Origin of the sequence: Paraclostridium benzoelyticum (assembly GCF_001006285.1) — a bacterium.
In the GTDB taxonomy this organism is placed as follows: domain Bacteria; phylum Bacillota; class Clostridia; order Peptostreptococcales; family Peptostreptococcaceae; genus Paraclostridium; species Paraclostridium benzoelyticum.
The window spans coordinates 1-3,742 of sequence record NZ_LBBT01000285.1 but is presented as its reverse complement, the minus strand read 5'-3'; the positions used below and the strand labels follow the sequence as shown (position 1 = coordinate 3,742).

General features: G+C 26.5%; 2 protein-coding genes. Both read right to left on the bottom strand.

The window, feature by feature from the left end; all coding sequences use genetic code 11:
- Positions 1-90 precede the first annotated feature (90 nt).
- Positions 91-2,100: a sigma 54-interacting transcriptional regulator gene (locus VN21_RS14345; RefSeq protein ID WP_046823868.1), complete on the bottom strand. Its 2,010-nt coding sequence runs from the start codon at positions 2,098-2,100 to the stop codon at positions 91-93.
- Between the two features lie 118 nt (positions 2,101-2,218).
- Positions 2,219-3,691: a protein adenylyltransferase SelO gene (locus VN21_RS14340; RefSeq protein WP_046823867.1), complete on the bottom strand. Its 1,473-nt coding sequence runs from the start codon at positions 3,689-3,691 to the stop codon at positions 2,219-2,221.
- Between the last annotated feature and the right edge of the window lie 51 nt (positions 3,692-3,742).

Genomic DNA, 3,742 nt, shown 5'->3' with positions numbered 1-3,742 from the left:
ATTTTTTCACTATTACTAATTTTTCAACTTAATAATTTTTTTAACTTAATAGGTTAATTAGGAATTTTTATCTTCCTATTTCATTACCTATTAAATGTTATCTAATATACAAATTCCTTTTTCGCTTAATTCACTTCCTCTTCTGCCTACTTCAGAGTTTATTAAATCTAATTCCTTCAATATACTTAAAATGCCTCTAACTTCACCTTCTGTTATAATTATACCTTCTTCGTTTAATCTATTAACGATTGTATTTCTTCCTACACATTTATTTAATAAATTTTCTTCTCTTATAAAACTCATAACTTTTCTTGATTTATCTATGTTTGTTTTATCTTTTAAAATCTTAATTTCTTGACTATAATCAATTTTCATATTAGTAAGATTATGTGGTAAATCGCAAGTTTTAACTTTATCATCCATACACATTATATCAATGTACATAGCTGTGTTTTTTAGCTCTCTAATATTTCCTGGCCATGAATATTTATTTAAAATTTCTTTAGCTTCATCACTTATATTCCTTTTCTTTTTCATAAAATAGTTTAGCATCATAGATATATCTTCTTTTCGTTCTCTTAAAGATGGAATATTTATAGGTAATACATTTATCCTATAATATAGATCTGCTCTAAATTTTTCTTGTCTTATCATTTCTAATAAATTTTTATTAGTTGCAGCTATAACTCTAACATCAATATCAATTACACTTTCTCCTCCAACTCTCATAACTTGGTTTTCTTGAAGAACTCTAAGTAGTTTGGTTTGCAAATATATTGGCATATCTCCTATTTCATCTAAGAATATAGTTCCGTTATGAGCTTGTTCAAATAAACCTTTTTTCCCACCTTTTAAAGCCCCTGTAAATGCCCCTTCTTCATATCCAAACAATTCACTTTCTAATAAATTTTCTGGCATAGCTGCACAGTTTATAGCTATAAATGGCTGTTTAGATCTTAATGATTCATTATGTATAGACTGAGCCATTAATTCCTTTCCAGTTCCACTTTCTCCTGTAATTAAAACTGTATAATCTGATTTTGATATTTTTTTACCCAAATCCTTTGATTTTTTCATCTTTATTGATTCAGTTTTTATGTCATTAAAATTATATCTAGCAACTTGTCCCTTATCCCTTAGTTTTTTGCTTAAGTTTTGTTCTAACTTTTTTATATAAGTTATTTCTTGAATACAGTAATACGATCCTGTAACTTTGCCAAAACTTTCTATATCATATTTGTTTATATTTAAATATTTGTTTTTGTACTTTATAACTTCATCTTTAACTTTATCTAAATCAAAAATAAATTTAATATCTTTGCTTTTTATTTCACTTATTTTCTTACCTACTAGTGAATCCTCAATATCTAATATATTTTTTAAACTTTGATTACAAATTAGTATCTCTTCTTTATTTGATATGACAGCCATTCCATTACTAGATAAATTTATTATTGAACTCAACTCTTCATTTTTTATAGTAAGTTCTTTATATTTAGTGTTTACTCCAGAATATAAACTAATTACCTCATCTGAATATTTCATTAGTCTTTCTGTAACATCTTTATCATCTATATTTAATTTAGCTATTATTTGTAAAAATGTAGAACTATCTATGTGTCTATGCCCAATATCAATCACTTCATCAATATAACTAGGAACTAAGTTAACTTCTCCTGGAGTAACTGCAACCTTTATATCTTTGTATTCTTTATTTGAGTCATAAGGTATGAAATTCAAATGATTTATACCTACATTGTATAAAGTAGATATTGTTTCAAGTACAGTAGATTCATTATCATTTACAACTAATACATCAATTCCTTCTGGTAAAGAAAATAATTTATAAACATCTTTTTGTTTTATACTTCTATTTATTTTTATTATTTTTTTAGTGTCTTTAACATATTCTTTTATCCTTAAAGCTCTATCATCTATCATTGCAAGAACTACATCACCTTTAATTATTTCCTTATTTGATAATTTGTTAAGGTAATAGTTTTTAATTTTCACTTTATCTTTAAAAATCAACTCTATATTTTTATTTAAAAATAATTCTAATTTTGACATACCATCTGTCACTACAGCTATAGTTTTCATTAAGTAAACTCCTTTTAACTTTTACGTAGTATTGTTATCCTTATTATATTATAAAAACAAATAAAAACCATATTGATTATTTATATCAATATGGTTTTTATTTGTTTTTTATATTTTATTACGTCCCACAATAAGTTCTATAAGCACAACTTGAAGGCTTAGGTAATTTTGCATATTCCTCTTGATCTTTAGAATGTTCATATGGGTTTTCAAGTGCACTTAAAAGTTTTTTAAAGAAAGTAAAATCTCCTTTATCAGCAGCTTCTAAAGCTTCTTCTACTCTATGATTTCTTGGTATTAATGCTGGATTTGATTTTTTCATTAACTTAAAAACTTCATCTTGAGAATTTCCTTGTCTTTTTAATCTTTCTTTCCACAAGCTGTACCAAGATTTAAATTCTTCACTATTAAACATTCCTTTTTTATTAGTTTTATTAAATGTTAATGATATAAAAGTGCTAGTAAAATCTTCACTATATTTTTCCATCATACTAAGTAAATCTTCTATCAATGCTTTATCTTGTAATTCTTCATCGAATAATCCTAATTTGAATCTCATATTTTTAATCCAATTTAAATAATAAATTTCTGAGAACTCAGAAATAGCATCTTGAGCAATCTTTATAGCTTCATTTTTATCATCACTTATTAAAGGCAATAATGCTTCAGCTAGTCTACATAAATTCCATTCAGCCATATTGGGTTGATTTTCATATGAATATCTTCCATATCTATCGATAGAACTAAAAACAGTGTCTGGTTTATAATTATCCATAAATGCACAAGGTCCATAGTCAATACTCTCTCCACTTATAGTCATATTGTCGGTATTCATAACCCCATGGATAAATCCAATACTTTGCCACTTAGCAACAAGTTTAGCATGAGCATTTATAACTTCTTTAAGTAAGTTAATGTATTTATCTTTATCATCTTTTATATATGAGTAATGTCTATTGATTGTATAATCAGCTAACTCTTTAACTGACTTAATACCTCCATAATTTAGAGCATATTCAAATGTTCCAAATCTAATATGACTAGAAGCTACGCGTGTTAAAATTGCTCCTTTTTTTATATTTTCACGAATCACAGATTCTCCAGTTTTTATTACTGCTAGACTTCGAGTGGTTGGCACTCCAAGACCATACATAGCTTCACTTATTATATATTCACGAAGCATAGGCCCAAGAACAGCTCTCCCATCTCCTCCTCTAGAGTAAGGTGTTTTACCAGATCCTTTAAGCTGAATATCAAATCTATCTCCATATGGATTTATTTGCTCTCCTATTAACAATGCTCTCCCATCTCCTAGCATTGTAAAATGCCCAAATTGGTGACCTGCATATGCTTGAGCTATAAAAGCACCCTCATCTATCTTTTTGTTTCCTGAAAGTAATTCTATTCCATCCTTACTTTTAAGGTTATCTATATTTAATCCTAAAAATTTAGCTAAAGAATCATTTAAAATAACTAAGCTAGGTGAAGGAACTGGATTTAAATTTATTTTACTATAAAAAAAGTCTGGTAAATTCATGTAACTATTATTTAAATTCCATCCTGTCTCTATATTTTTTTTATTATTTTCCATTTTTTCTCCTTATTATAAATAATTAGTTTTATAAATATAAGATACCCTTAT

What these genes read in the sequence shown, in the direction of transcription:
- VN21_RS14345 (WP_046823868.1), bottom strand. Translation starts at nt 2,100, where the DNA reads ATGAAAACTATAGCTGTAGTGACAGATGGTATGTCAAAATTAGAATTA.
- VN21_RS14340 (WP_046823867.1), bottom strand. Translation starts at nt 3,691, where the DNA reads ATGGAAAATAATAAAAAAAATATAGAGACAGGATGGAATTTAAATAAT.